Raw genomic sequence first — 23,730 nt, forward strand, 5'->3', positions numbered from 1 at the left:
AGCCGGTGCGCGGCAGATCAATGCTGCTTGTCGTCGCTGAACTGCTGCGCCAACGATTGCAGGGGCGCCACGGTCAGGCCGCCGCGGCTCACGTGCTCGGGGATGGCCACGCGCACGGGCTTGCTGTGCATGTTGGCGGACGACAGCACGTTCGTCGTCGTTTCCGGCGCCGCGTTCCACACGGGATCGACGATGCCTTCGAACACCTGTTTCAATTGTTCGCCCCAGGTGTCGCGGATCATGCGGAAATACTGGTTCTTTTCATCGATGGTGACGAAGCGCGTGACGGCCAGGCTGCCCGTCTCGTAGACGAGCAGGTCGAGCGGCAAGCCGACGGAAATGTTCGAGCGCAGGGTGGAATCCATGGAAATGAGTGCGCATTTGGCCGCCTCGTCCAGGCGCGTGAACGGATTGACGACCCGGTCGATGATGGGCTTGCCATATTTGGCTTCGCCGATCTGGAAATACGTGTTTTCATCGTGCGATTCGATGAAATTGCCGGCCGAATACACCTGGAACAATCGGCAGCGCTCGGCGCCTATCTGTCCGCCCAGGATGATGCTCACATTGAAATCGATGCCGCAGTCGGCCAGGGCCTTCGCATCGCGCAGGTGCACGGTGCGCACGGCTTCGCCCACGATGCGCGCCGCATCGTACATGCTGGCCACGTTCCAGATGCTGCGGCCATCCGCATCGACGTGTTCGGAAACGATCTGGCGGATCGCCTGCGAGATCGACAAATTGCCGGCCGTCATCAGGACCAGCATGCGGTCGCCCGGGTTTTCAAACACGCTCATCTTGCGGAAGGTGCCCACCTGGTCCACGCCGGCGTTGGTGCGGGAGTCGGACAGGAAGACCAGCCCTTCGTTCAGGCGCATGCCTATGCAATAAGTCATCGTCGTAAATCAAGTCAAAAGGGGAAGCATTTTACACCAGCCGGGCCCCGCATACCGCTGGCAAGGCCCGGCCAGCCTCATTCCGGCCTGTTTATACAGGCACGATTTGCACATCGACGCTCAACGTTTCCGTGCCGCCACCCTGGCGCACGCCGCGCACGGGAGCCGCCGAATCGTAGTCGCGCCCGATGGCCAGGCGGCAATACGCGTCCGTCATCAGGCGCGCATGCGTGACGTCGATGCTGACCCAGCCCGCGAAATCCGTGTCTTCGGCCCAGGCGTCGACCCAGGCATGGCTGGCCGCATGGCCCGTCGTGCCCGGATCGATATAGCCGGACACATAACGGGCCGGGATGCCCCAGGCGTGGCAGCAGGCGAGGAACAGGTGGGCGTGGTCCTGGCACACGCCGCGCCCCAGGGCCAGGGCGTCGCCGGCCGTCGTGGTGACCATGGTGGCGCCGCTTTCATAGGCGACCTTGCCGACGATGTGCTCGGCCAGGCGCAGCAAGTGCCCGGTGCCCGCCGTCACTGTGCGGTCCGGCAAGCTGGCGGCCGCCAGGTCGAGGATGGCGGAATCGGCCTGGGTCAGCGGTGTCGGCATGGTAAACAACAGCGGCGACAAGGTGTCGACCAGGTTCAGCCGTCCCTTGTGCGGGTAGATGGTTTCCACCACGCCGTGCGCCACCAGGCTCAGCGATTGATGGCTGCCGCTAATCGTCAGCATGTGCGACAGGTTGCCGTAGGCATCCGTGTAGGCGTGGCATCGGCCCGGCGTCGTGATTTGCCAGGACAGGGCCCGCTGCTGCGGTTCGATACGCGGCGTCAGGTGCAGCTGCTGGATGGTGTAGGCCAGCGGCGCACTGTAGGCGTACGCGGTTTCGTGGCGGATGGTGAGCTGCATCAGGCCGCCAGGGGAACGAGGAAGTCGCGGCTGACCCGGTTGCCCAGGTCATAGATGTTTTCCAGAAACTCCGTCAGGGTCAGGTGCAGGCCCGCCTTCATGATGTCGTCGATATGGCCGAATTTCAGTTCCGCGTGCAACTTGCCCGCGAAGCGTTCCGTATCGGCCGACACATCGTTGCGGATGTGCCTGAGGTTTTCCACCACGTCATCCATGCAGGCCAGGAGCGACCTGGGCATGTCGCCGCGCAGCATCAGCAATTCCGCCACCCGCGCCGGGGTGATCACGTCGCGGTAGACCTTGCGGTAGATCTCGAAACCGGAAACGGAGCGCAGCAGGGCCGCCCAGTAGTAAAAATCGCGCTGGGTGATGTCTTTCGACGTGTCGCGCGCGCCGTGGAACTTCACGTCGAGGATGCGCGCCGTGTTGTCGGCCCGCTCGAGGAAGGTGCCGAGGCGAATGAAGTGGATGGCCTCATCCTTGAGCATGGTGCCCAGCGTGACGCCGCGCGACAGGTGCGAGCGGTACTTGACCCATTCGAAGAACTGGCTGGGGTCCGTTTCCAGCAGATTGCTTTTCAGGCGTTTCTGCATGTCGAGCCAGGTGGCGTTCTGGATTTCCCACACTTCCGTCGTCAAAGTCCCCCGCACGGCGCGGGCGTTTTCGCGCGCGCCCGTCAGGCAGGCGAGGATGGACGAGGGGTTGTTCGGGTCGCGCACCATGAAGTCGAGCACGTCGCGTGTATGGAAGCGGCCATATTTATGGTCGTACGCGCTTTGCAGCTCGGAAATACCCAGGGTGGCGCGCCAGCCTTGTTCCGCGTCCTGTTCGGACTGGGGCAGCATCGAGGTCTGCATATTGACGTCGAGCATGCGCGCCGTGTTTTCCGCCCGCTCCGTGTAGCGGGCCATCCAGAACAAATGATCGGCGGTGCGGCTCAGCATGTTTTCTCTCCTGCAAAAGCGGATGTGGCTTCCAGTACCCAGGTATCCTTGGTGCCGCCCCCTTGCGAGGAATTGACCACGAGCGAACCTTCGCCCAGCGCCACGCGGGTCAGGCCGCCGGGCACCATGGAAATCGTCTTGCCCGACAGCACGAACGGACGCAAATCGATGTGGCGCGGCGCGATGCCCGATTCCACGTAGGTGGGACAGGCGGACAGGGCCAGTGTCGGCTGGGCGATGTAGCCGCCCGGATTGGCCAGCAGGCGCTGGCGGAAGTCCTCGATCTGCGCGGCGCTGGACGCGGGACCCACCAGCATGCCGTAGCCTCCCGCGCCATGCACTTCCTTGACGACGAGCTGCGCCAGGTTCGCCAGCACGTAGGACAAGTCGGCGCTCTTGCGGCACTGGTAGGTCGGCACGTTGTTGAGTATCGGCTCTTGCGACAGATAGAACTTGATCATGTCGGGAACAAAAGGATAGATCGACTTGTCGTCGGCCACGCCCGTGCCGATGGCGTTCGCCAGGGTCACCCGGCCGGCGCGGTAGACGGACAGCAGGCCCGGCACGCCCAGGGACGAGTCCGAGCGGAAGGCCAGCGGGTCGAGGAAATCGTCGTCCACGCGGCGGTAGATCACGTCGACTCGCTTGGGGCCGCGCGTCGTGCGCATGTAAACAGAGTTGTCGTTGACAAACAGATCCTTGCCTTCGACCAGTTCCACGCCCATCTGCTGGGCCAGGAACGCATGTTCGAAGTAGGCGGAGTTGTACATGCCCGGCGTCATGACGACGACCGTGGGGTCATCGACGCCCATGGGCGCGACGGAGCGCAAGTTGTCGAGCAGCATGTCCGGGTAATGGTCGACGGGCGCGATGCGGTTGCGCGCGAACAGTTCCGGGAACAGCCGCATCATCATCTTGCGGTCTTCCAGCATGTAGGACACGCCGGACGGCACGCGCAGATTGTCTTCCAGTACATAGAATTCGCCCTGTCCCGCCCGCACGATGTCGACGCCGGCGATGTGGGCGTAAATGTCGGAGGCGACGGAAATGCCCTGCATTTCCGGGCGGTACTGGGCATTCTTGTAGATTTGCTCGGCAGGAATGATGCCCGCCTTGATGATGTTTTGCTCATGATAAATATCATGGATGAACATGTTCAAGGCTTGCACCCTCTGCACCAGGCCCGTCTGCATCTGCGCCCATTCGGCGGCGGGAATGATGCGCGGGATGGTGTCGAACGGAATCAGGCGCTCCGTGCCGGCATCGTCGCCGTAGACGGCGAACGTGATGCCGACCCGGCGGAACGTCAGGTCGGCCTCGGCCCGCTTGCGGGCGATGGTCTCGGGGGATTGCTGCGCCAGCCAGCTGCTGAATTCACGATAGTGTTCACGTACCTTGCTGTCCGTACCCACCTCATTTGCAGTCATTTCATTGAAAAAATTTGCCATGTTGTGATTTCCCTTGAGCCGTGTCTGACTATAGCTCAGCAGGAAGCGTGCCAATGGCGCACACCTGAAAGTGTGTAAAAAATGACCATTTTTGTGGCATAAATCCGTCATCCGCACCGTTTTGGTGCGTTACTGCTCGGAAAGTGCCGGTGTTGGGGCAGGTAGCGGCGAGCTCAAGCGTCCGGCGTGACGAAGGGCCGGCAATCGATGGGCAGGTCGATGGTAAACGTGGTGCCCGTTTCCGGCGCGCTGTCGACCAGCGCGCTGCCGCCATGGCTTTCCGCCACGTTTTGCACGAAGGGCAGGCCGATGCCCCAGCCGGGCGCGCTGCCCTGGTGTTCGCGGCGCAGGTACTCGAAGATGCGCTCGGCCTGGTCGGGGGCGATAGTGCTGCCCGTGTTGTGCACGGTGAGTATCATACGTTCGCGCAAGGTGTTGACGTGGATATGGATGGGGCCGTCGTCGCCGTACTTGAGGGCGTTGCCGACCAGGTTTTCCAGGGCGCGGCGCAGCGAATTCTCGCACCACCAGCCCGTCACGGACGCGCCCGTCACCAGGCATTTGCCCGGATGGCCGGTATTGACGCTGTCGCCCACCTGGCGCGCCAGCGGCAGGATGTCGAAGCGCTGCAGCACCAGCGGCAGCTTTTGCCCGCGGTGGTAGCTGAGCGTATCGAGCAATTCCTGGATCATCTCGTCGAGACGCTTGCCGTGTTCGATGATTTTCGACGCCAGGGCCGGCACGTCGAGCTGCTGCGCGCGCCGCTGCAGCAACTGGGCGCTGTTGAGCATGACGGACAGGGGATTGCGCATGTCGTGCGACAGGCCGGCGGCGATGCGCCGCTGGAAGCTTTCGTGCATGGCGGTAAATTCCAGGATGGCTTCGCGGATGCCCGTATCGATCGAGGCATTGATCACCTGCCAGTCGCGGCGCCGCAGCGGCACGCCCGCTTCGAGGGCCGCATCGGCGAAACAGTCGCGGAAGATCTGGTATTCCTGGATCACCTGTTCCGGGCCATAGCTGGTCATGCGCGCCCGTTCGTTGCCGTGCACGGCAGGGGCATTGGTATGGCTGGTGGCATTGTCGCGCGGATAGCCTGGCGTCAGCGCTTCGGCCAGGTTGTCGAAGAAGGCGGGCAAGGTATTGATCAATATCGGTGTCAGCAGGGCATCGGCGCCGCGTACCTTGGCGCGCACCTCGTGTTCCCATTGCGTCAGCACGGCATCGCGCATGCTGAAGATGCGCCGCGTGCGCGCGGGCATGTCCAGCACGTGCATTTTCTGGTCAGAGGCATAGGTCATCGCAGCTCTCCATCGACAGCTCGGCATCCGCGCCGTGCAACGGCGGGAGCTAAAGTATCCTCCAAATCGGCGTGCGGGTGGTGTTCAATTTGGCGCGTCGGCGCCGGTCATGACGGCGCTCAAATGACCGAGGGCCGTATCCCATTGCTCCAGCGAAAAGTTCTGCGGATCGTCATGGCCATTCGCAAAGCCCGTATCGAGCACGGCGTGGAAGGCGGGGATCAGCCACGTACCCTTGCGCACGCTGGCGGCGATGTACAGCAGAGCCAGGCGCGCATATTGGGCGGAGGTGAAGCCAGGATCGGGCGCCAGCCCGTCGTTGCCCTTGCCGCCGCCGGGTACGGAGTTGCGCGGCTGCACCAGTTCCACGTGCAGGAACAGGCCCGTCAGCGAGGGCTTGTCTTTTTCCAGCTTGCTGGCGTAGCCGGCCGTGCCGAAGTCACGCACCTGCAAGGAGTTTCCCTGGCGGTTGACGTAGACATGGCCTTTCGGGCCGCCGCCCAGCGCGGGGTTGCGTAGATTGAAATCGTTGAAATCCCAGCTGGCGTCGTTGATGTGGCCGGGAATGGGCTCGAGCAGGAAATTCGGGTAGCTGGTGTCGTGGATGACGAAATAGCGGGCCATGGGCGCGGCCAGCCGGCCCACGGCGCGCGACAATGGCGCATCGACGGCGCCGCCCACGTCCGCCTCGCTGATCGATTGCTGCGCCAGCCACGCGCGCAGCTTGGCCGGCGCGATGCCCGTGCGCTGGCCGACGTGGGCGGCAAGAAAGTCCGGCAGCGGCGCGCTGTCGCCCAGGCGCGCATACAGTTTCACTGGACGCAGCAAACAGGTGGCTTGCGCCCGCGCATCGCCCTTGAAGCCGCTTTTCCAGGCGGCATACGGGCAGGCCGTTTGCTTTTGGGCGGCGGCCGGCAGGGACAGGCAGAGTAACAGCAGCAGGGCAGGGTATCGTTTCATGCCGCATTGTCGCCGAAGCGCCGCTTGCGGCACAGGCGCGCACGCGAAAAAAAGCTGCCAGAAGGCAGCTTTCATGAAGGCAGGGGCTGCCGGCTCTTTAAAACGCCACGCTGCCCGACACGACGAAGGTGCGCGGCGCGGCCAGCACCAGGCTGCCGGCGTCGAACGAGGAGACGGCCGAGGCCCAGTAGCTGCGGTCGGCCAGGTTGTCGATGCGCGCGCGCAAGGTCACGTCATGACCGGCTACCTGCGTCAGGTAGCGCGCGCCGATGTCGACGCGGGTCCACGATGGCAGTTGCTTGCGGTTGGCCAGGTCCGCATATTGCGTCGACGTGTAGACGGTACGGGCGTTCAGGCTCAAGCCGGGCGCGCCGGGCACGTCCCATTCGCCGCCCACGCTGAGCTGTGTCTTTGGCGCGCCGATGGCATTGTTGCCATTGTTGGCCGGCTTGTCCGTCTTGCGCTGCTCCGTATCGAGCCAGGTCAGGCCGCCCAGCAGGCGTACGCCCGCCATCGGCGTGCCGAAGATGGACAGTTCCAGCCCTTGGTTGCGCTGTTCGCCCGACAGGGTGGCGCGTGAACCGACCACGGCAGGCAAAGGCTTGGCCGTGGAAAACAGGGCGGCGCTCATGCCCAGCCTGCCGCCGTCGTACTTGACGCCGATTTCCTTCTGCTTCGACTTGTAGGGCGAGAAGACTTCGCCTTTGTTGCTCAGTGGCACGTCGTTCTGGCCATCAAAGTAGGTGCCGCTGGCAACGGGACCCTTGACCAGCGCCTCGATGTAGTTGGCGTACAGCGACACGCGCTTGCCGGCCTTGTAGACGATGCCGGCCACGGGCGTCGTGGCGCTCTTGTCATAGCTGGAATACTGGACGGCCGTGCCGTAGGCATACGCGGCGTCGCGGATCTGCTGGCGCCGCAGGCCCACGGTCAGCAGCAGCCGGTCGTCGAGGAAGGCCATGGTGTCGGCCACGGCGTAGCTGCTGAGGATGGTTTTTTGCGTCAGGCGTGGGTCGCTCATCACGCCGCCCGAGTTCGCCGCCAGGGTGGGCGGCATGGCCACGTCCAGCGGACGGTAGATATTCGTCGGCAAGCCCGCATAGTCGCTGATCGCATACGCATTCTTCGCCTCGTTCCAGTGGCCGGACCAGCTGGCCACCAGGGTGTGCCGGACGGCGCCCGTCGTCAGCTTGCCGCGTATGCCCAGTTCGCCCGTGCGGATTTCCTGCTTGCGCGCATTGTCGAAGCGGTACACGCGCGCATCGCCATTAAGCGAGGTCAACGTCGGTTGCGCCAGGCTGTTCGATTCCTTCGTCGAGCGGCTGCCGAACGCGGCCCAGGCCACCACATCCTTGGCCAGGTCCACTTCGGCGCGCGCCGTGCCGAACACATCGTGCTCCTTCGAATAGCTCCACGGCTGGGCAAAGTTTTTCGAGGCATCGGGCGCGCCCGGCAAGGCCGTCAGGCTGCCCGTGTTGACGGAAGGGCGTGGCGCCGCCAGGTCGAAGTTCTGGTAGCCCGCATCGGCCGACAGGCGGTAGCCGCGGCCGCGATAGTCGAGGCCGACGGAAAACATGCCCACGTCGTGGTCTTCGCGCTGGATGCCGGTCTCGCCCTGGCGCTTGGCGGCGTTCACGCGCACGCCGAATTCCTGGTGTTCGCCAAAGCGGCGCGCCACGTCGATGGCCGCGTAGGCGTGGCCACCCGATTCCACGCCCACCGTCAATTCCGTCAACGGCGTGTTGCCGGCGCGCTTGGGCATCAGGTTGATGGCGCCGCCGATGCCGCTGCCGCCCGGCGCCGCGCCGTTCAGGAAGGCGCTGGCGCCACGGAATACTTCCACGCGCTCGAGCAATTCCGGCGACACATATTGACGCGGCAGCACGCCATACAGGCCGTTATACGCCACGTCGTCCGAATCGAGGGCGAAACCGCGGATTACATACACTTCCTGGAAATTGCCATAGCCGCGCGACATGCGCACGGCCGCATCGCTCTGCAGCAAGTCGCCCACGCTGCGTGCCTGCTGGTCGGCAATGAACTGCTGCGTATAACTGGTGCTGCCGAATGGCGAATCCATCATGTCCACGGACCCGAGGATGCCCATGCGCCCGCCGCGCGCCACCTGGCCGCCCGCATACGCCCTCGACAAGCCTTCCGCCGACGCATCGGCCGAGGCATTGACGACAACGGTAGGCATGGTTTGCGCGCCGCTGTCCGTGGGTGAGTTCTGGGCATGGGCGGCGGCGCTGGCCAGCAGGAAGGCGGCCAGGGCAAACGGGGTAGGGACGAGGTGGAAGGAGCGCATGGTGTTATCTGGATATTAATGAGAATGATTATCATTATATTCCAGCGTGGCGCCATGCGTGGGAAAGTGTGAGAAAGCGGTCAAAAAGTCGCCATTTGTACAACACGGCGCAAGTGAGGGTGGCGGAATCTGGCGCAAAAAGGCGCGCCAGACGGTACCTTGTGGATTTATTAATGCCTACGGTCAAGTTTCGCTAAAATAAACCACCGCGCCCGGCGCCCACAGGAAACCGCATGCCATTGCTCCGCCATTTACAGTCCGCTGCCACGCGCATGCGGCGCTGCCTGAGCCTGAAAGGCGCGGCCGTCGCGCTGATATTGTCCATGCACGCGCTGGGCCTGTATTTCCTGCTGCTGCCGGCGCGGCAGCTCAAGCAATACACGGAAGTGGCCTTCATGACCTTGTTGCCGCCCCGGCCAGCGCCGCAGGCGCCACCGGTGGCCTTGCCCGTGCCCATGCAGGTTCCCGTGCCGCGCGCGCGGGCTACCTTGCCGCCCGTCATCCTTGCGCCTCCGGCCGTGGCGGCGGAAGCCATCACGGCTCCCGCCGAGGATTCCCCTGCCGCATCCGCCACGACGCCACCTGCGGACGACTTGCGCATGCGGGCCCGGCTGGCCGCGGGCGCCGCCGACAAGGCCCTGCGCGGCGAGCTCAAGCAAGAAAAGCCATGGCTGGCCACGGCCGAACTCAAGAGTGACAGCACCTTCCAGAAGCTGGTCGCCTCCGCCTGGCGCGGCGGCCCCGTCATCCGCGTGGAGGAATACCTGACGGCTGATGGCCGTCCCGTCACGCGCATCGTCAGCGCCGGCGGCGCCACGTGCTTTGGCCTCGACGCGAACCCGGGCGCGGGCGCCGACCCGTTCAAGACGGGCGGCAAGGTCAAAAGAGTGCCTTGCCCGGGTTGAGGCGATCTGACAATCTTCTTGGCGTCGCCTGTCGGCTTACGCCCTGCGGGCTAAGCCGACCTACGCATGGCGTACGGGTGATACATCCCAGGTCAAGATCACGTGCCGGACCGCGTTCTAGCTGCGTAGGTCAGATTAGCGCAGCGTAATCTGACTATCTTTGTGGCGTCGCCTGTCGGCTTACGCCCTGCGGGCTAAGCCGACCTACGCATGGCGTACGGGTGATACATCCCAGGTCAAGATCGCGTGCCGGACCGCGTTCTAGCTGCGTAGGTCAGATTAGCGCAGCGTAATCTGACTATCTTTGTGGCGTCGCCTGTCGGCTTACGCCCTGCGGGCTAAGCCGACCTACGCATGGCGTACGGGTGATACATCCCAGGTCAAGATCGCGTGCCGGACCGCGTTCTAGCTGCGTAGGTCAGATTAGCGCAGCGTAATCTGACAATCTTTGTGGCGGCGCTTGTCGGCTTACGCCCGTTGGGCTAAGCCGACCTACGATTGAATCGTCACCCCCGCCATGGCATCAAATATGCTAAGTTGCGTCTGCAAATCTTGCCGACACCAACAGACGCCCATGCCACCCGACCTCCTTATCCTCGCCCGCAGCCCTTCGGCCGCCGTCAACGCCCAGCTGGAACAGCACTACACCTGTCATCACGCCTGGCAAGTGCCGGCGGACGAGCGCCAGGCCTGGCTGGCCGAGCGGGCGCCGGCCATCCGCGCCGTCGTGACGACGGGTGCGCTGGGCTTGAACGCCGCCGACATGGGCTTGCTGCCGAATCTGGAAATCATCGCCGTCAATGGCGTGGGTCTCGATGGCGTGGCGCTTGACGTGGCGCGCGAGCGGGGCATCGCCGTCACCACCACGCCGAACGTGCTGACCGACGACGTGGCCGACGTGGCGCTGGCCTTGCTGCTGGCCAGCGCGCGGCACATCGTGTCGCTCGACCGTTTCGTGCGCGACGGCGGCTGGGAGCGCCGCGAAGCCATCGCCCCCGCATCTAGCCTGCGCGGCAAGACGGCCGGCATCTTCGGTTTCGGCCAGATCGGCCAGGCCATCGCGCTGCGCCTGGCCGCTTTCGGCATCCACGTCCGCTACTTCCAGCCGCGCGCCATTGCGGAGACTCCTGTGCCGCGCGCGGAATCGCTGCTGGCCCTGGCGCAGGAAAGCGATTACCTGATCCTCTGCGCGCCCGGCACGCCGGCCACGCGCAAGATCGTCGACCGCACCGTTCTGGATGCGCTCGGTCCGCAAGGCACCCTGATCAATATCGCCCGTGGCGCACTGATCGACGAGGACGCGCTGATCGCCGCCTTGCAGGATGGCCACCTGGGCGCTGCCGGCCTCGACGTGTTTGCCGACGAACCGCGCGTACCAAACGCCTTGCGCGCCTTGCCGAACGTGGTGCTGACACCGCACGTGGGCAGCCTGACCGTGGAAACGCGCCATGCGATGGGGCAACTGGTCGTCGATAACCTGGCCGCGCACTTCGCCGGCTTGCCCTTGCTGACACAAGTAACGCTATAACGTCCACGATCCACCGTTTTAATCAAGCATGAATGAAAGAGTAGCTATGGAATCAAGAAAATCGCTGTTGCGCACGCGCGGCGGACTGGACAGCGGCAAGGTGGGCATGATCGAGCTGTTCTTCGATCTCGTGTTCGTGTTTGCCGTCACGCAGCTGTCGCACGGCTTGTTGGCCCACCTGAGCGCCATGGGCTGGCTGCAGACGGGCCTGCTGCTGATGGCCGTCTGGTGGGTGTGGATCTTCACGTCGTGGATCACCAACTGGCTCGATCCCGAACGCATTCCCGTGCGCATCAGCCTGTTCGCGCTGATGCTGGGCGGCCTGATCATGTCGGCCTCGATTCCCGAAGCGTTCGGCACGCGTGGCCTGGCCTTTGCCGGCGCTTACGTCGCCATGCAGGTGGGGCGGCCCCTGTTCGCCTGGTGGGCCGTGCGCCATGAAGCGCTGTCGCGCCGCCGCAATTTCCAACGCATCGCCCTGTGGGCCGTGTTGTCCGGCATCTTCTGGATCGCCGGCGGCATCGCGTCGCCCGAGCAGCGCATCTTCTGGTGGGGGCTGGCACTGGCAATCGACCTGGCCGGTCCCTGGATGCAGTTCGGCCTGCCTGGCCTGGGCCGCTCGACGACGGCCGACTGGGACGTCGACGGCAGCCACATGGCCGAGCGCTGCGGCCTGTTCGTCATCATCGCCCTCGGTGAGTCCCTGCTGGTGACGGGCGCCACGTTCGCGGGCCTGGAATGGACAGCTGGAAACTGGCTGGGCTTCCTGTCGGCCCTGGTCGGCAGCATCGCCATGTGGTGGATTTATTTCGACACGGGCGCCGAGGCGGGCCACCACCGCATCGCCCACTCGAAGGACCCGGGCCGCATCGCCCGCAAGGCCTACACCTATATCCACGTGCTGATCGTGGGCGGCGTGATCGTCAGCGCCGTGGCCGATGAACTGGCCCTCGTGCATCCGGACGAAGCGAGCTTCGCCGGCATCAGCGCCTTGCTGGGCGGCCCGATCCTGTATCTGCTGGGCAATGCGCTATTCAAATGGGTCAGCAGCGAGCGCGCCGCGCCGCCGCTGTCGCATCTGCTGGGCATTCTGATTATCCTGGCCCTGATCCCGATGGCGTATGGCCGCCTGTATTCGCCCTTGACCCTGGCCTGCATCACCAGCTGCGTGCTGGTACTGGTGGCCGTGTGGGAACATATGGCGCTGCGCCGTCCGCCGCCGGAGATCGATCCCTGATGCTTGCTTAGCCGGGCGGCGCGATGCCGTCCGGATCGCTGCGCGCATCGAGCTGCAGTTGCAGGAAAGCCAGGTCCAGCCAGGCGCCGAACTTGGTGCCCACCTGGCGCATCAATCCCACTTCCTCGAAGCCCAGCTGCTTGTGCAGGGCGATCGAGCCGGCATTGCCCGCTTCGATACCCGCCACCATCACGTGCTTGCGCAAGCCGCGCGCCCGCGCTATCAGTTCCACCATCAAGGCCTTGCCGACGCCGGCGCCCCGGCGATCGGCGCGCACGTACACGGAATGCTCGACCGTGTGCCGGAAACCCTCGAACGGGCGCCAGTCGCCGAACGAGGCGTAGCCAGCCACATTCTGCTCGGCATCGATGGCGACGAGCACCGGGTAGCCGGCCCGCTGGCGGTCGGCCAGCCAGGCGGCGCGGTTGGCCGCATCGACCGTCCGTTCATTCCAGATGGCCAGCGTATTGCTGACGGCATCGTTGTAGATGGCCGTGATGGCCTCGATGTCGCCCGTGTGGGCGTCGCGTATCTGCATGTTGCTCTCCTCGTCAAGCGTCTACTATAATGGACAAATCATAGATTGCCGTCCACCGCTTGTCCAATAAAATCACATAAATGTCCACTAAACCAGACGAATTGAACCAGCGCATCGGCGCCAGGGTGCGCCTCGAGCGGGAAAACCTGGGCTGGTCGCTGACGGAGCTGGCGGCCCGCTCGGGCGTGTCGCGCGCAATGGTGCACAAGGTGGAGCGGGGCGACTGCAGCCCCACGGCCACCTTGCTGGCGCGGCTGTCGGGCGCCTTCGAGTTGAGCATGTCCGAGCTGATCGCGCGTGCCGAGATGCGCGCGGGGCGCTTGCTGCGCAAGGCGGAACAACCGGTGTGGATCGACCCGCAGAGCGGTTATGTGCGGCGGCACGTGTCGCCCGCGTCCGACATGCCGCTCGACCTCGTGCATATTACCTTGCCGCCGGGCGCCGTGGTGGCGATGCCGGCCGCCGCCTATGTGTCGCGGCGACAACTCATCTGGTCGCTCAGCGGCAGCCTCGTCTTCATCGAAGGAGACACGCGTCACGTGCTGGACGAGGGCGATTGCCTGGAACTGGGTCCGCCCGCCGACTGCGTGTTCCGCAATGAGACGGCCACTGCGTGCACCTACGCCGTGGCGGTATTGAAGAACTGAGGTCAATCCAGCGCCGCCGCGCGCAGCTGGGCAATGAAGGCGCGCGCGGCGGGCGCCTGTTCGTGGCGGCGGAAGGCCACGGCGATTTCCGAGCTGATCTGCGGCCCTGCCAGCTCGCGGAACACCACGCCCGGCAATTGCACGCTGGCCATCACGGAGTGGGGCACGATGGCGCAGCCGACGCCCAGCGACACTTCCGTCAGCACGGCCACCAGGCTGCCCGGGCGCGACACCACCTGGGCAGCAAAACCGCCGCGCCGGCTCACTTCCAACGTTCCCAATTCCTGTTCCGGCACGATAAACGCCTGCTGTGCCAGCGCGGCCGGCGCCGCCACGTCAGACAAAGCCAGCGTGCTGTCGGCCTGCACGGCCAGCACGAAGCGGTCGCGCAGCAAGACCACGCTGTCCAGTCCGTCCGGCAAGCGCAGGGGCGGGCGCACGAATGCCAGGTCCACGCGGCCCTGGTCCAGCAAGCCGGGCAGGGTATCCATCGCGTATTCGCGCGCACCGATGTGGATGCCGGGGTGGCTGGCGCGAAAGCGGGCAAACTGGTCCTGCAGCACGCCGGAGTAGGCGGCCGACGCCACGTAGCCGATTTCCAGCCGCCCCAGTTCGCCCCGCCCGGCGCGCCGCGCCACTTCCTGCGCCTGCGCCAGCTGCCCCAGCGCGCGCGTGGCTTCGATGACAAACAATTCTCCGGCGGCCGTCAGGGACACGGCGCGCTTGCTGCGCTGGAACAAGCGCGTACCCAGCAGCAGCTCCGTTTCCTGCACCTGCTTGGTCAGCGCGGGCGGCGAAATGCCCAGTTCCGCGGCCGCCCGCGCGAAGTGCAGGCTGTGCGCGACGGCCAGCACGCAGCGGAAATGCCGCAGTTCCATCTCTTTATCTGTATTCACCATGAGTAAATTATAAGGCGGCTGTCTTATAACAGGAAATAATACTAAGTTGCTTACAATCGGGGCATGAAAAATACCAACTGGACTTTATATACGTGCTCGGGCGTGTGCGCGCTGATCATGCTCGACACCAACGTCGTGGCCGTTTCCTTGCCCTCGATCGCCCGCTCGCTCAACGCCAGCTTCGTCGACGTGGAATGGGTGGTCAGCGCCTACATGCTGGCGTTCGCCTCGTTTTTGCTGCCCGCCGGCAGCATCGCCGACCGCCTGGGACGGCGCAGGGTCATGCTGTTCGGCCTGGCCGTGTTCGCGCTGGCGTCCCTGCTGTGCGGCCTGGCGTGGACGCCGTTCGTGCTCAACGTGGCGCGCGCCGTCAAGGGACTCGGTGCGGCGCTGCTGCTGACCTCCGCCCTGGCCGTCATCGGCCACACCTTCCATGCGGAAAAAGAGAGGGCGCGCGCCTGGTCCGTGTGGGGCGCGGCCATGGGCGTGGCCATGACGGTGGCGCCCCTCTTGGGCGGCCTCGTCACGAGCACCATCAACTGGCGCTGGATTTTCTACCTGAACCTGCCCGTCGTCGCCATCCTGATGTGGCTGGTAGGCAAGCACGTGGATGAATCGAAGGACGCGTCCAATGCCAGCTTCGACCCGCTCGGTGCGGCATTATTTTCCGCCGGCCTGTTCGCCATCATCTGGGGCTTGATCGACGCCAGCGTGGCGGGCTGGTCCAGCCGTGCCACCGTGCTGCGCTTTGTCGCGGGCGCGGTGCTGCTGGCCGTGTTCGTGCTGGTGGAACGGCGCCAGCGCGCACCGATGGTCGATTTGTCCCTGTTTGGCCGGCGCGTGTTCGTCGGCGCCGTGCTGGGCATGTTCGGCTACGCCATCGCCGCGCAAGTGATGATGACCTTTTTACCGCTGTATCTGCAGAACGGCTTCGGTTTTTCCGCCGTGCTGGCCGGCTGCGCCATGCTGCCGTTTGCCGTCGCCATGGTCGTGCTGTCGCGACTGGCGCCGCGCGCCATGCGCCATCTGGATGACCGCGGCATGTTAGTCACGGGTTTGCTGATCGTTGCCGTCGGCAACGTTGCCACGGCACTGGCCGCCGCCAGCCTGCAGTATGGCTGGGTGGCGGCGGGCATGGTCGTCACGGGCGCGGGCGCCGGATTGCTTAACGGCACGACGCAAAAAGCCATCCTTGCCTGCATCCCGCGCGAGCGCACGGGCATGGGCTCGGGCATCAGCACGACGACGCGCTTTGTCGGCATCGTGCTGGCCGTGGGCGCACTGGGCGCCGTGCTGGCCATGCGCACGGCCGCCTCGTTCGACAAGCTGGCGTGGCTGCACGGCTTGAAGGCCTCACCTGAAATGATAGGGCGCATCGTCGCCGGCAACGCGGCCGAGGCCTTCGGCCAGCTGCCGCCCGCGATGCAGGCCGTGGCGCAGGAAGCGGCGCGCCACGCCTTCATCGACGGTTTTGCCAGCGTGCTCTACCTGGCTGGCGCACTGGCGGCCGTCGTGGCGGCGCTCGTGTTCGTGCTGGCGCGGCCGCTGGAAAAGATGTAACTGTTCAGCAATATCCGCGTGCGCGGCCTGCACTTGTAATATGATGCCATCGAGCAATACATAGCAATCATATAACTACCGCAGGTAATCCTATGCGCAGAAAACGCATTATCGTCACGAGTGTGCTGGTGGCAGTCATCGGCGTGGCCGCCCCCCTGAGCCTGGCCTTCTATCTGTCGTCCGTGCGCGCCGAGCAGGGCGAGCAGGAACGCCTGCGCCTGCTGGCCGGCTACGCGCTCGAGCGCGCCCACCGTTCCATCGCCTCGGCCAGCATGGCCTTGCGCAGCGCCGATGCGTTGGACCTGGCGCCGTGTTCGGAAGCGCACGTCCAGCAACTGCGCCGCATCACCATCACCACGCGCAGCATCGACGATATCGGCTATGTGGAAAACGGCTTGCTCAAATGCACGTCCACGGGACTAGAGGAAGAACGCATCGCCGTCACGCCCGCCGACTTCACGCTGGACAATGGCATGGGCCTCGATTTCAACCTGCGCCCCGTCGTCAGCGGCGGCAAGCGCATGGTGGGCTTGTCCTACCGCGCCTATAAGGTGCTGATCGATCCCGTGCGCTTTTCCGACGTCATCGTCGACAACGATATCCAGATGGCCGTGGCCATCGGCAAGGGCGGCGTGCTCGACACCTTGCATCATCCGGACCCGGCCCTGGTCAAGACCCTGCTTGCTGGCAAAGGAGCGATGGGTAACTTTGCCCACGAGGACAGCATCCATGCGATCCTGTACCGCGATGGCTTGACGGCCGTCATGATCGAGCCGCGCAGCAAGCTCGGCGAGAGGCTGCGCCGCGAACAGCTGCTGCTCTTGCCGCTGGGCCTGCTGATGGCCGCCTTCATCGTCGGCATCGTCGTGTGGCTGTCGCGCCGCCGGCTGTCGCTGCGCGGCGAACTGGAAACGGCGGTCGAGCGGCGCGAATTCTTTGTCCACTATCAGCCCATCATCGCGCTCGACACGGGCGTGTGCGTGGGCGCCGAAGCGCTGATACGCTGGCGCCGCCCCGACGGCAGCATGATACGGCCCGACCTGTTCATCCCCGTGGCCGAGGAGGCCGAACTGATACTGCCCATCACGGACCAGGTGATCGCTTGCGTGATCGCCGACATGCGCGCCGCGCTGCTGGCCGACCGCGATCTGCACATCGCCATCAACCTGTGCGCCAGCGATATCGAAACGGGCCGGGTGCTCGACGTGCTGGAACGCGCGCTGGCCGGCACGGGCATCGAGGCGCAGCAGATCTGGCTGGAAGCGACGGAGCGGGGCTTCATCAACGTGGAAGCGGCCCGCGCCACCATTGAAAAGGCCAGGGCGCGGGGCCACGCGGTCGCCATCGACGACTTCGGCACCGGTTATTCCAGCCTGTCCAGCCTGCAAAACCTGCCGCTCGACGCCTTGAAAATCGACAAATCCTTCGTCGACACCATCGGCACGGACGCGGCCACCAGCAGCGTCACGCCGCACATCATCGCCATGGCCCGCACCTTGAACATGCTGATCGTCGCCGAAGGCATCGAAACGCAGCAGCAAGCCGATTATCTGCTGGAACGCAAGGTGGAGTTCGGCCAGGGCTGGCTGTTTGCGAAAGCGCTGCCGGCCGCGGAATTCCTCACCTTTTACCGGGCGCGCCGCGCGCCGTCGTCCACATGAAACAGCCACGCTTTCCCTATCCCTTGCAGCCGCTGCGCGTTCCCGGCGGCTGGCACATCACCGTCAACACCCTGTTCGAAGTCGACCCGGGCCCCGATACGATGGAGTGGTTCAGCAGCGCATTGCTGCTGTGGGGCAGCTGCCGCGACAACGGTTACTGCTTCAACTCGCACTTCGAGCCGGAAGACGATCCGCAGGGAGAATTCGTGCTGGAAATGGGGCGAGTGGAATATGACCGCCACGGCAAGATTGTCCAGGGCAGCGACGCTTTCCTCGGTGAATTTCGCACGCGCAGCAAGGCGGAGTTTGTCGCGCGGGTCGAGCAATTCATGCAAGACCCGGCAGCCTGATTTTTACGGCTTGCGGGGCAAGACGATGTCCTGTCCGCCTTGCTTGAGCACGGCGCCGGCGATCTTGCCCGCCGCATCGCGTGTAAACGCCAGTTCCGCCTCGATGGCGCGGAAGAAAAACTGGTCCTTGGCGCTGGCAAACAAGGGGGCGGACCCGACGCCCGTGCCGGCCGCCTCCAGGCCCTGCTTGCCCAAGGTCACCGTCAACGCGAATTCCGCGCCCAGCGGATACACGCCCACGTACTCGGCCAGCGCGACGCGCGGCAGCGCGATGGCGGCCTGCGGCTTTTTCAGCGGAGGCAAGGGCGTGCCGGGCAACAAGGCGGACAAACCCAGCGCATCGACCTCGCGCACCGTGTTGGTCAGCACTATCACGCCCCGCTTGCCGTCCGTCGTGAACGCCGCATAGCTGGCGTAGCCGCCCGTCTGGCCGTCGTGCCAGGCGTAGCTGTGTCCCTGTTGCTGTTCCAGCAGCCAGGCCAGACCGATTTTCGAGCCGCTGTCGGGCGCCAGCGGACGTTGCGGCTCGATGGCCAGCGCATACGGGCGCAGCGGTTTATACATGTGGGCTTGCAGATAGGCGATCATGTCGCGCGCGCTCGAATACACGCCGCCGGCCGGCGCCACCACGTTCATATTCCATGCCGGCGCCGGTTCGCCCGACAGCTGATGGCCGGGCGCCAGGCGCGCCAGCATGCCGTGCGTGGGCTTGTTCGAGGTGGAACGCATGCCCAGCGGCACGGCGATGCGCTTTTGCAGCAGCGCCTCAAAGCTGGTACCGGCCTGTGCCGCCAGGGCCGTGCCCAGCACGGCGTAGCCGATATTGGAGTATTCAAGTTTCGTGCCCGGCGCGTACGGCAGATGATAGGCGGCGAGAAACTGCCGTTGTTTGGCTTCCGTGTAGTCGGCGTACGGATTGGCCGGGTCCTTGGGCGCGAAGTTGTCGGGCAGGCGCGGCAGCGAGGAATAATGCGTGGCCAGGTCGAGCAGGCTGATCGTCTTGCCCTCGAACGCGGGCACCGTATAGCCGGGCAATAATGCCGCCACGGGTTCCTCGAGTTTGACCTTGTTTTCGGCGACGGCGTCGGCCAGCAGCAAGCCCGTCATGGTCTTGGTGACGGAACCGATCTGGTAGACGGTATCGGCGCCCGGCTTGATGTTCTTGCCGGCGTGTATGCTGCCAAAGCCGTACACGGCGCTGTCCTTGCCGTCGATGATGGCGATGACGATGCTCGCGTGCATGCCCGTGCGCGTGAGTTCCTCGGCGCGCTGGCGCACGGCGTCGTCCAGCACGGGTGCGGCCAGGGCTGCGCCGCCGACGAGGCAAAGAGGGAGGAGGGTAAAAGTGGGTGTCATGGCAACCTTGTCCAGGGTGGGCCGTATGCGTGCCAGCGCCTGGATGAGGTGTCTGGCATGCCTGGTCAAGGATACGGCGCCAACATGAAGGTCATCTGAATTTTATGTCACCTTTGCCATTGTGCTAAGGTTTGCGTTTTCCCGGCAGGGCTTGGCCGTTCTGGTGCAGGACGAGGCCCGTGATGACGCCTTGCGCATCGCGCTGGAATACCAGCTGCGCCTCGACCACCTTGTAAAAGAAGCTGTCCTTCGCGCTGGCGTACACGGGTACTTCGGGCTGGCCCGTGGCGCCCACCAGCAAGCCATCGGGACCCTGGCGCACGCTGAGGATAAACGTGGGCGCCAGCGCATACTGGCCCGCATATTGCGCCAGTTCGGCCGGCGCGATGGCTATTTCCTTGGGCGCCGGGGCGTTCGGCGGCGACAGGCTGCCGGGCAGCAGCACGCCTACGCCCAGGCCGTCGACGTCGCGCGCCGTGCTGCTCAGCACCACCACGCCCCGCTTGCCGTCCAGGGTGTAGCCGGCGAAGCTGGCATAGCCGCCCGTCTGCCCGTTATGCCAGGCGAAGGGCCGGCCCTTGACCTGGTCGAGCATCCACGCCAGGCCGATCTTTTTCACGCCATCGCCGTCGCCTTCGCCGGCCAGCACCCGCTGCGGCCGCACGGCCAGTTGGTGCGCGGGACTGGTCGCCCGCATGTACGACTGCATGTAGGCAATCATGTCGCGCGCGCTCGAACGCACGGCGCCGGCTCCCGCGATGGCCTGGAAATCCCAGTTCGCGGCCGGCTTGCCATCGGCCAGGTGGCCAGGCGCCAGTCGCGCGCGCAGGGCGGGCGTGCCTGCCGTGAAAGTCGAGACCATGCCCAGCGGACGGAAAATGCGGGCTTGCAGCAGTTCCTCGTAAGACATGTTTGCCTGCGTGGCCAATGCGGTGCCCAGCAAGCCATACGCGAGGTTCGAGTATTCATACGCGGCGCCGGGCGCGCGCGTCAAGGTATGGCCGGCCAAAAAGCTGCGCAGCTGCGCCTCGCCAAAGCCGGCGTAGGGATTGGCCATGTCCGCCGGCGCCAGGTTGGCGGGCAGGCGGGGCAAGCCGGAAAATTGCGTGGCAAGCTGGCCCAGGGTGATTGGCTGGCCCGCGAGCGCGGGGATGGCGTAGCCGGGCAGCAGCTCGGCCACCGGCTGCTCCAGCCTGGCCTTGCCCGCCACGACGGCGTCCGCCAGCAGCAGGCCCGTCATGGTTTTCGTCACGGAGCCGATTTCATATACGGTGTCGGCATCGGGCACGCCCGCATCGCCTGGTCGCGCGCGGCCGAAGCCGTACACGGCGCTGTCCTTGCCATCGATCACGGCGATGACCAGGCTGGCATGCTTGCCGTCACGCACCAATGTTTCCGCGCGCTCCCGCATGGCGGCATCGAGCGTGGGGGCGGCCAGCGCGGCGGCGCCGGACAGCGACAAGATGGGCAACAGCAGGGTACGCAGGCGTGGGGGCATCGTGTTTCCGTCGTCAGTTATTGATGGGAATGCAGCATAACATCTTCGCTGGAAAGATGGCTGTTTTGGCAAGATGCCATCGCCAGCAACGCCGTCAGTTGCGCGCGCATGCCGTTGCTCATACATTGCAGCAATTCGCCGCGCCGGCGCGCATCGGCGCGTTTCTTGGACGGTACGTCGGCCAGGTCCGGTAGCCGATAGGGCGCGCAGGGCAAGTGATAATTGCCATCGCGCATGCGCAGGGCGTGCAATTCCTGCCACGCCTGGTCGTAATCGGCGGCGATATGGCGGCGGCGCCGCGCATTCAGGGCGATGCGGTTGTCATTGCTGATCAAGAACAGGTTATTACAGGCAAAAAAATCGCCGAAATCGCGCAAGGCCGTCACCATCAGGTTCTTCGGGCGGCAACCGTGCAGCGCCCGCGTGGCTTCCTTGACGGCCAGCTTGCCCGCTTCCGAGCGCAAGCCTTGCAGCGCGCCCAGCTGCAGCGAGACGCCATCGGCGCGCGGCACGAACAAAAAACTGGCCAGGTACAAGGGCTGGCCGTCGCGCGTCAGGCGCAGACACAGTTCGCCTTCGCGGTAGCTGTCGTGGATGGCCGTCAGTTGCAAGCGGTACAGGGCCGCGTCCTTGCCTTCGAAGGCGGCCAGCACGACGGGCCCACGCGCCGCCCGCTCGACCAGCGCGCGCGCGCCAGCCTGCCACAGGAAACGGTAATGTCCTTCCAGCAATGCCCGGCGATCCGCGCAACCGAGCTGGCGCGAGGCGTATGGACGGTAAATCTTGAAGCGCAGGCACGGGTGCAGCTGCGCCAGCGAGTGCAAGCCCGGCATGCTGCCCAGGAAAGCGTGCCAGCGCGTGCGCTGGCGGGGAAAGAAGAGGGCGCCCAGCGCCGCTTTCAGGCGGTGGCCACTGGCAGGAAGCGGTGTCACTGCGGGCGGCACGGCGGCGCCGTGGCGCAGGGTTAACGCGATGTCATTCATGATTCAGCCGGAAAAGGGCAGGCGCTGCACAATGAGAGCCTTGCCAACATGAATGCTACGTGGGCCAGGTGAAGTTCATATTAAGAAGCTATCCCATGGGTATTTAGAGGATGGCAACTAAACATTTGCCTTCTGGCAATATAGACGGTTATGCTCGCCGCTCCTTGACTCGATGACTGACGCCTTTCATGAACCACCGCCATTTGCTTACCATCCCCGTATTGCTCGCGACACTGGGCGCCCACGCGCAAGACCGCACGGCCGATCCTTTGGCGCCCTTGGCGCAATGCATCAACCGCAGCCAGTTCCAGTTCAAGACGCAGGACCGGCTGCCGGCCGGTGCGACCACGCGCGTCGTCAAGATGGCGGCGGGGGATAGGCAGATATCGACGGCCGATGGCTATCGGCTGATGCTGTTTCGCAAGAGCAGCTTGCCTTTCGTGAATTTGAAGATCGAACGCAGCGCCGAAGGCCAGTTCGCCGCCGACCGCGACACCATCGTGGCGCAGATGCGGGAAATGGCCGCCAGGGGCAAGCTGCCGCAGCAACTGCCGCTGGAAACGGACGCGCGCGATGGCGTGGAAGTGCTAGGATTGAATAACGCCAGTATCGCGCAAGCGCAAGGCATCATCAGTTTGTATACACTGTTGCACGCCGCCAGCGGCACGGTCGCCACCGCCTACATACTGAACCAGCCGGCCGATCCGCGCGACTTTGCGACGGATGCGCAATACCAGGCGCTGCGCGCACAATTGATTGCCTCGCTTGCCAGCTGCATGGCCGATCCTGCGCAGTAAGGCAAGCGGGCAGGGAAGGAAATGTCAGCCATGAAAAAAACAGTACCGGGCACGGCGCCCGATCATGACGCCGAAAACGCCGAGCCCGCCGCCAGCCAGATCGACGCGAAAATCGCCTCGCTGGCGGACTGGCGCGGCAAAACCCTGGCCGCCGTGCGGGCGCTGATCCGCCAGGCGGACCCGGACGTGGTCGAGGAAGTCAAATGGCGCGGCGTGCCCGTCTGGTCGCACGCGGGCATGATCTGCACGGGCGAAACCTACAAATTGGCCGTGAAACTCACCTTCGCCAAGGGCGCCGCCTTGCCCGATCCGGCCGGCCTGTTCAATGCCAGCCTGGACGGCAACACGCGCCGGGCCATCGATATCCACGAAGGCGCGCATCTCGATGCCGCGGCGTTCAAGGCCCTGATACGCGCCGCCGTGGCGCTCAATACGGCCCCGAAACCAAAGCGAACGAACTCTTGAGACATTATCTGTACCTCTGGCACGACCCGGCCCAGCGCATGCTGGTCGCTTCCGGCATCGAATTCAAGGATTTTATTACTGCCCTCGGCCAGGCTGACGGCATCGTGCTGCGCAAGGGCAGTGCCGGGACAATCAAAAAACCTGCCGCCTTCCAGACCTTGGCGCGGCAACATTTGCCAGCCCTGGCGTTCGAAGACATGCATGCGTCGGGCAGCCACGCCTGGGCCGATTGGCAAGGCGCGCCGCCGGCTTCCAGCGATGCGGCCGTGGCCGCGATGCTCGATCACCGTGCCGCATTGGCACCGCTGCCTGCCTTGCGGGGCCGCTTTCTCGCCTTTGCCCACGACGACGGCTGGTATTTGAAACTGTTTTACGGGCACTGGAACGACGTGGCGGATTTGTTTGCCGGCGCCATCCCGCCAGCCTTGGGTGCGCTCGACATGGGTTTGCTGGAGCAGGGAGGCGATGGCTACTGGCTGCGGGACGGAGTGGTCCAGGTGGAACTGAAAACCCATGATGTCGACAGCGTGCTGAATCGCCGCCTGTAA

22 protein-coding genes are annotated in these 23,730 nt (G+C 64.9%); 10 read left to right on the forward strand and 12 right to left on the reverse strand.

The window, feature by feature from the left end; genetic code table 11:
- Window positions 1-17: 17 nt before the first annotated feature.
- The 7 genes from CLU90_RS04600 to CLU90_RS04630 all read right to left on the reverse strand — a co-directional run bounded on the left by CLU90_RS04600 (window position 18) and on the right by CLU90_RS04630 (window position 8,758).
- The gene (locus CLU90_RS04600; protein ID WP_100427310.1) at window positions 18-896 is read right to left on the reverse strand and encodes a peptidase; all 879 of its coding nucleotides are present in this window, start codon (window positions 894-896) and stop codon (window positions 18-20) included.
- 91 nt (window positions 897-987) lie between these two features.
- Window positions 988-1,797, reverse strand: coding sequence for a transglutaminase family protein (locus CLU90_RS04605; RefSeq protein ID WP_100427311.1), 810 nt, complete (start codon window positions 1,795-1,797; stop codon window positions 988-990).
- Window positions 1,797-2,741: an alpha-E domain-containing protein gene (locus CLU90_RS04610; RefSeq protein ID WP_100427312.1), complete on the reverse strand. Its 945-nt coding sequence runs from the start codon at window positions 2,739-2,741 to the stop codon at window positions 1,797-1,799. The genes CLU90_RS04605 and CLU90_RS04610 overlap by 1 nt, the downstream gene beginning before the upstream one ends.
- Window positions 2,735-4,189 carry a circularly permuted type 2 ATP-grasp protein gene (locus CLU90_RS04615; RefSeq protein WP_092708032.1) on the reverse strand — a complete coding sequence of 485 codons (1,455 nt, stop codon included), beginning with the start codon at window positions 4,187-4,189 and terminating at the stop codon, window positions 2,735-2,737. The genes CLU90_RS04610 and CLU90_RS04615 overlap by 7 nt, the downstream gene beginning before the upstream one ends.
- A gap of 173 nt (window positions 4,190-4,362) precedes the next feature.
- Window positions 4,363-5,490, reverse strand: coding sequence for a sensor histidine kinase (locus CLU90_RS04620; protein WP_175539167.1), 1,128 nt, complete (start codon window positions 5,488-5,490; stop codon window positions 4,363-4,365).
- A gap of 84 nt (window positions 5,491-5,574) precedes the next feature.
- The gene (locus CLU90_RS04625; protein WP_092708038.1) at window positions 5,575-6,450 is read right to left on the reverse strand and encodes a hypothetical protein; all 876 of its coding nucleotides are present in this window, start codon (window positions 6,448-6,450) and stop codon (window positions 5,575-5,577) included.
- 97 nt (window positions 6,451-6,547) lie between these two features.
- Window positions 6,548-8,758 (reverse strand): TonB-dependent receptor, encoded by a 2,211-nt coding sequence (locus CLU90_RS04630; protein WP_100427313.1) that lies wholly within the window; start codon window positions 8,756-8,758, stop codon window positions 6,548-6,550.
- 233 nt (window positions 8,759-8,991) lie between these two features.
- Here CLU90_RS04630 and CLU90_RS04635 point away from each other — a divergent pair, with 233 nt between their 5' ends.
- The 3 genes from CLU90_RS04635 (at window position 8,992) to CLU90_RS04645 (ending at window position 12,428) form a co-directional block, all read left to right on the forward strand.
- Window positions 8,992-9,663: a hypothetical protein gene (locus tag CLU90_RS04635; protein WP_100427314.1), complete on the forward strand. Its 672-nt coding sequence runs from the start codon at window positions 8,992-8,994 to the stop codon at window positions 9,661-9,663.
- Between the two features lie 574 nt (window positions 9,664-10,237).
- Window positions 10,238-11,191, forward strand: coding sequence for a 2-hydroxyacid dehydrogenase (locus CLU90_RS04640; protein WP_100427315.1), 954 nt, complete (start codon window positions 10,238-10,240; stop codon window positions 11,189-11,191).
- A 46-nt stretch (window positions 11,192-11,237) separates the two neighbouring features.
- A complete protein-coding gene (locus tag CLU90_RS04645) occupies window positions 11,238-12,428 on the forward strand; it encodes a low temperature requirement protein A (protein ID WP_100427316.1) in 1,191 nt (396 codons plus the stop codon).
- A 7-nt stretch (window positions 12,429-12,435) separates the two neighbouring features.
- Here CLU90_RS04645 and CLU90_RS04650 read toward each other — a convergent pair whose 3' ends face one another.
- Window positions 12,436-12,966 carry a GNAT family N-acetyltransferase gene (locus CLU90_RS04650; RefSeq protein WP_100427317.1) on the reverse strand — a complete coding sequence of 177 codons (531 nt, stop codon included), beginning with the start codon at window positions 12,964-12,966 and terminating at the stop codon, window positions 12,436-12,438.
- Between the two features lie 80 nt (window positions 12,967-13,046).
- Between CLU90_RS04650 and CLU90_RS04655 the strand changes: the two genes are divergently transcribed.
- Window positions 13,047-13,613: a helix-turn-helix domain-containing protein gene (locus tag CLU90_RS04655; protein ID WP_100427318.1), complete on the forward strand. Its 567-nt coding sequence runs from the start codon at window positions 13,047-13,049 to the stop codon at window positions 13,611-13,613.
- Window positions 13,614-13,615: 2 nt separating this feature from the next.
- On the opposite strand, the gene CLU90_RS04660 is transcribed toward CLU90_RS04655, so the two are convergent.
- A complete protein-coding gene (locus tag CLU90_RS04660) occupies window positions 13,616-14,512 on the reverse strand; it encodes a LysR family transcriptional regulator (protein ID WP_232731072.1) in 897 nt (298 codons plus the stop codon).
- A 63-nt stretch (window positions 14,513-14,575) separates the two neighbouring features.
- On the opposite strand from CLU90_RS04660, the gene CLU90_RS04665 reads away from it, so the two are divergent.
- From CLU90_RS04665 to CLU90_RS04675, 3 genes are all read left to right on the forward strand, one after another.
- Window positions 14,576-16,072, forward strand: coding sequence for an MFS transporter (locus tag CLU90_RS04665; RefSeq protein ID WP_100427320.1), 1,497 nt, complete (start codon window positions 14,576-14,578; stop codon window positions 16,070-16,072).
- A gap of 92 nt (window positions 16,073-16,164) precedes the next feature.
- On the forward strand, window positions 16,165-17,733 hold the full coding sequence (locus CLU90_RS04670) for an EAL domain-containing protein (RefSeq protein ID WP_092708065.1): 1,569 nt from the start codon (window positions 16,165-16,167) through the stop codon (window positions 17,731-17,733).
- Window positions 17,730-18,083 carry a hypothetical protein gene (locus tag CLU90_RS04675; RefSeq protein WP_139178078.1) on the forward strand — a complete coding sequence of 118 codons (354 nt, stop codon included), beginning with the start codon at window positions 17,730-17,732 and terminating at the stop codon, window positions 18,081-18,083. The genes CLU90_RS04670 and CLU90_RS04675 overlap by 4 nt, the downstream gene beginning before the upstream one ends.
- Window positions 18,084-18,086: 3 nt before the next feature.
- Here the strand turns inward: CLU90_RS04675 and CLU90_RS04680 are convergent, their stop codons facing one another.
- The 3 genes from CLU90_RS04680 to CLU90_RS04690 form a co-directional block, all read right to left on the reverse strand.
- Window positions 18,087-19,439, reverse strand: coding sequence for a serine hydrolase (locus tag CLU90_RS04680; RefSeq protein ID WP_100427321.1), 1,353 nt, complete (start codon window positions 19,437-19,439; stop codon window positions 18,087-18,089).
- Window positions 19,440-19,563: 124 nt separating this feature from the next.
- On the reverse strand, window positions 19,564-20,937 hold the full coding sequence (locus CLU90_RS04685; RefSeq protein WP_198511144.1) for a serine hydrolase: 1,374 nt from the start codon (window positions 20,935-20,937) through the stop codon (window positions 19,564-19,566).
- 17 nt (window positions 20,938-20,954) lie between these two features.
- Complete coding sequence (locus CLU90_RS04690; RefSeq protein ID WP_092708077.1) at window positions 20,955-21,920, reverse strand: VirK/YbjX family protein; 966 nt, start codon at window positions 21,918-21,920, stop codon at window positions 20,955-20,957.
- A 188-nt stretch (window positions 21,921-22,108) separates the two neighbouring features.
- Between CLU90_RS04690 and CLU90_RS04695 the strand changes: the two genes are divergently transcribed.
- From CLU90_RS04695 to CLU90_RS04705, 3 genes are read left to right on the forward strand one after another with little or no spacing between them, the layout of a single operon-like run.
- Entirely contained in the window at window positions 22,109-22,717 is a 609-nt protein-coding gene (locus CLU90_RS04695; protein ID WP_092708080.1) for a hypothetical protein, read from the forward strand.
- Window positions 22,718-22,747: 30 nt separating this feature from the next.
- Window positions 22,748-23,182 (forward strand): DUF1801 domain-containing protein, encoded by a 435-nt coding sequence (locus tag CLU90_RS04700; protein ID WP_092708083.1) that lies wholly within the window; start codon window positions 22,748-22,750, stop codon window positions 23,180-23,182.
- A complete protein-coding gene (locus CLU90_RS04705; protein WP_139178080.1) occupies window positions 23,179-23,730 on the forward strand; it encodes a hypothetical protein in 552 nt (183 codons plus the stop codon). The genes CLU90_RS04700 and CLU90_RS04705 overlap by 4 nt, the downstream gene beginning before the upstream one ends.

The sequence above is a fragment of the Janthinobacterium sp. 67 genome (assembly GCF_002797895.1).
In the GTDB taxonomy this organism is placed as follows: domain Bacteria; phylum Pseudomonadota; class Gammaproteobacteria; order Burkholderiales; family Burkholderiaceae_D; genus Janthinobacterium.

Coding starts and splice junctions, on each gene's coding strand:
- CLU90_RS04600 (WP_100427310.1), bottom strand. CDS start 896: ATGACTTATTGCATAGGCATGCGCCTGAACGAAGGGCTGGTCTTCCTG.
- CLU90_RS04605 (WP_100427311.1), bottom strand. CDS start 1,797: ATGCAGCTCACCATCCGCCACGAAACCGCGTACGCCTACAGTGCGCCG.
- CLU90_RS04610 (WP_100427312.1), bottom strand. CDS start 2,741: ATGCTGAGCCGCACCGCCGATCATTTGTTCTGGATGGCCCGCTACACG.
- CLU90_RS04615 (WP_092708032.1), bottom strand. CDS start 4,189: ATGGCAAATTTTTTCAATGAAATGACTGCAAATGAGGTGGGTACGGAC.
- CLU90_RS04620 (WP_175539167.1), bottom strand. CDS start 5,490: ATGACCTATGCCTCTGACCAGAAAATGCACGTGCTGGACATGCCCGCG.
- CLU90_RS04625 (WP_092708038.1), bottom strand. CDS start 6,450: ATGAAACGATACCCTGCCCTGCTGCTGTTACTCTGCCTGTCCCTGCCG.
- CLU90_RS04630 (WP_100427313.1), bottom strand. CDS start 8,758: ATGCGCTCCTTCCACCTCGTCCCTACCCCGTTTGCCCTGGCCGCCTTC.
- CLU90_RS04635 (WP_100427314.1), top strand. CDS start 8,992: ATGCCATTGCTCCGCCATTTACAGTCCGCTGCCACGCGCATGCGGCGC.
- CLU90_RS04640 (WP_100427315.1), top strand. CDS start 10,238: ATGCCACCCGACCTCCTTATCCTCGCCCGCAGCCCTTCGGCCGCCGTC.
- CLU90_RS04645 (WP_100427316.1), top strand. CDS start 11,238: ATGGAATCAAGAAAATCGCTGTTGCGCACGCGCGGCGGACTGGACAGC.
- CLU90_RS04650 (WP_100427317.1), bottom strand. CDS start 12,966: ATGCAGATACGCGACGCCCACACGGGCGACATCGAGGCCATCACGGCC.
- CLU90_RS04655 (WP_100427318.1), top strand. CDS start 13,047: ATGTCCACTAAACCAGACGAATTGAACCAGCGCATCGGCGCCAGGGTG.
- CLU90_RS04660 (WP_232731072.1), bottom strand. CDS start 14,512: ATGGTGAATACAGATAAAGAGATGGAACTGCGGCATTTCCGCTGCGTG.
- CLU90_RS04665 (WP_100427320.1), top strand. CDS start 14,576: ATGAAAAATACCAACTGGACTTTATATACGTGCTCGGGCGTGTGCGCG.
- CLU90_RS04670 (WP_092708065.1), top strand. CDS start 16,165: ATGCGCAGAAAACGCATTATCGTCACGAGTGTGCTGGTGGCAGTCATC.
- CLU90_RS04675 (WP_139178078.1), top strand. CDS start 17,730: ATGAAACAGCCACGCTTTCCCTATCCCTTGCAGCCGCTGCGCGTTCCC.
- CLU90_RS04680 (WP_100427321.1), bottom strand. CDS start 19,439: ATGACACCCACTTTTACCCTCCTCCCTCTTTGCCTCGTCGGCGGCGCA.
- CLU90_RS04685 (WP_198511144.1), bottom strand. CDS start 20,937: ATGCCCCCACGCCTGCGTACCCTGCTGTTGCCCATCTTGTCGCTGTCC.
- CLU90_RS04690 (WP_092708077.1), bottom strand. CDS start 21,920: ATGAATGACATCGCGTTAACCCTGCGCCACGGCGCCGCCGTGCCGCCC.
- CLU90_RS04695 (WP_092708080.1), top strand. CDS start 22,109: ATGAACCACCGCCATTTGCTTACCATCCCCGTATTGCTCGCGACACTG.
- CLU90_RS04700 (WP_092708083.1), top strand. CDS start 22,748: ATGAAAAAAACAGTACCGGGCACGGCGCCCGATCATGACGCCGAAAAC.